The organism is Sulfurimonas sp., from assembly GCF_028694895.1.
GTDB lineage: Bacteria > Campylobacterota > Campylobacteria > Campylobacterales > Sulfurimonadaceae > Sulfurimonas.
In genome coordinates, this window is sequence record NZ_JAQVKA010000151.1 from 1 (window position 1) to 2,838 (window position 2,838).

At 36.8% G+C, this 2,838-nt stretch carries 2 protein-coding genes and 1 pseudogene; all 3 read left to right on the forward strand.

Translation table 11 applies throughout. The features are described 5' to 3' along the window. Positions 1-245, forward strand: a pseudogene (locus PHI38_RS10100) (3'-5' exonuclease); the annotation flags it as partial. Beyond that, on the forward strand, positions 242-2,197 hold the full coding sequence (gene acs / locus PHI38_RS10105) for an acetate--CoA ligase (RefSeq protein ID WP_299855742.1): 1,956 nt from the start codon (positions 242-244) through the stop codon (positions 2,195-2,197). The pseudogene PHI38_RS10100 and the gene acs, both read left to right, overlap by 4 nt. A 217-nt stretch (positions 2,198-2,414) precedes the next feature. After that, positions 2,415-2,642 (forward strand): cytochrome b5 domain-containing protein, encoded by a 228-nt coding sequence (locus tag PHI38_RS10110; RefSeq protein ID WP_299855744.1) that lies wholly within the window; start codon positions 2,415-2,417, stop codon positions 2,640-2,642. The last annotated feature ends 196 nt before the right edge of the window (positions 2,643-2,838 follow it).

The window sequence follows — 2,838 nt, forward strand, 5'->3', positions numbered from 1 at the left end:
ATGTAAGCATGATAAACAGATACATAAAGCCACTTTTAGGGATTACTTTGCCAAATAAAATGATTGAAGTATCTGAAATATATTTTGATAAAACAATTTCTTTAATTCCACAAGGAAATATTGATTTACGATTTGATACAATCCTAAAAAATTGCTCCATACCTAATATGGGGGCACATAATGCCGTAAATGACGCAATCATGACGGCAATGATATATCTAAAATTAACAAAGGAAAGACAATGAAAAAAGAAGTTTTTAAACCAAATAAAGAGTTTAGCAAGAATGCTAGAATTAAAAATATGTGTGAATACCAAGAGTTGCAAGATTATGCAACTGAGGATTATGAAGGTTTTTGGGGTAGTTATGCAAAAGAGAAACTAGAGTGGATGAAGCCTTTTACAAAAGTTGTAGATGAGAGCAAATTTCCATTTGTAAAGTGGTTTGAGGGTGGAAAACTAAACGTTTCAGTTCAATGTATAGATCGTCACTTAAAATATCGTAAAAATAAAGCTGCAATTATTTTTGAAGGTGATAGAGGCGATAAGCAGATAGTTACATATTTAGAGCTTTACTACAATGTAAATAAGTTTGCAAACCTTCTTAAAAATGAGTTTGAAGTAAAAAAAGGCGATAGAGTTATCATCTATATGCCAATGATTCCTGAAGCTGCATATGCGATGTTAGCTTGTGCAAGAATAGGCGCTATTCACTCTATCGTATTTGGTGGTTTTTCTGCTTCAGCGTTAAAAGATAGAATCATGGATGCAGAGGCAAAAATTGTAATTACAGCTGATGGCGCATTTAGAAAAGATAAGCCATATATGCTAAAGCCTGTAGTTGATGAGGCTCTAAGTGGCGAGACTCCTGTAAAGAAGGTTTTAGTTGTTGAGAGAAATAACGAAGAGATTACTTGGGTTGCAGGGCGTGACTACTCTTATAATGAACTTATAAAATATCAAGACGTAAAGTGTGAGCCAGAAGTTATGGACTCTGAAGATCCTCTTTTCTTACTCTATACTTCAGGAAGTACAGGTCAGCCAAAGGGTGTTCAACATAACTCAGCTGGATATATTCTCTGGGCGCAGATGACTATGGAGTGGGTGTTTGATGTAAAAGAGAATGACACTTACTGGTGTACAGCCGATGTAGGCTGGATTACAGGACATACTTACATAGTTTATGGACCACTTGCAATGGGTGCTACAACAATTATGTTTGAAGGTGTTCCAACTTATCCTGATGCTGGACGTCCATGGAAAATGGTAGAAGAGTATAAAGTAAATCAGTTCTATACTGCTCCAACTGCTATCCGCGTGCTTCATAAAACTGGTGAACATGAACCAGCTAAGTATGATTTATCGAGCCTAAAAGTGCTTGGAACAGTTGGTGAGCCAATCGACCCTCCTGCATGGAAATGGTACTACGAGGCAATCGGTGGTAGCAAATGCGCTATCGTTGATACATACTGGCAGACTGAAACAGGTGGACATATCGTATCTCCACTTCCAGGAGCAACTCCAATAAAGCCAGGTTGTGCAACATTCCCACTTCCAGGAATCATGGCTGAGGTATTAGATGAAGAGGGAAATAAGTCTAAAGTAGGCGAAAAAGGTCTTCTATGCGTAACTCGTGCTTGGCCTGCTATGATTAGAGGTGTTTGGGGCGATGAGCAAAGATTTGTAAAATCATACTTTAGTGATGTAAAAAAAGATGGAAAACCAGTTTATTTTACAGGTGATGGTGCTATCTACGATGAAGATGGGTATATAACAATCACTGGTAGAACTGATGATGTTATCAACGTTTCAGGCCATAGAATGGGAACAGCTGAAGTTGAAGCAGCTATCAAAAAACATCCAAATGTTGCTGAAGTTGCGGTTGTAGGAAAACCACACGAGATAAAAGGCGAGGGCATCTTTGCTTATATCGTTTTAAAATCAGACTGCGGTGTAGCTGATCAAATTGAAGAGATAAAAATTATCAATAAAATCATTCAACAAGAGATAGGAAATATTGCTCTTTGTGATGACGTTGTGTTTGTTCCAGGACTTCCAAAAACTCGCTCAGGAAAAATCATGAGAAGAATCCTGCGCTCAATCGCAAAATCAGAAGAGATTACTCAAGATATCTCAACTCTTGAAGATCCTTCAATAGTAGCAATAATAGCTACAGAAGTTCAATCTTGTAAATTATAAAATAGTTTCTGGCGCTAAAATAGCGCTAGAGATATTTTCTACAACCTTAAACCTCCAACACTTAACCACCAACCACCAAAAGTATCTAAAGTTTCTATGTAGTTATCTGATATAATAAAACGCAAATGTAGCTAAATAAGAGCTCTTTTTGGCGGATGATAATGTCGAGTGTGACATACACTCATAACAGTGAAATGATATTTTAAAGGATATTATAATGACACTAGATGAATTAAAATTATATGATGGTAAGAATGGTGCAAAAGCATATATTGCTTACAAAGGTGTTGTCTATGATGTGACCCAGAGTCCATTATGGAAGAATGGTGAACATCAAAAAAGACATAGTGCAGGAGCTGATTTGACTTTGATTCTTGCAGATGCACCGCATGGTGAAGAAGTCTTTAAGAGATACCCAGCGGTTGGTACTTTGGACAAAGACTAATGTAATAGTAAAATAATGTTCTAAAAGGATATTGTAATGACGCTAAATGAATTAAAATTATATGATGGCAAGAATGGTGCAAAAGCATATATTGCTTATAAAGGCGTAGTCTATGATGTGACCCAGAGTCCATTATGGAAAAATGGCGAACATCAAGGAGAGCATAGTGCAGGAGTTGATTTAACTCTTGTTCTTG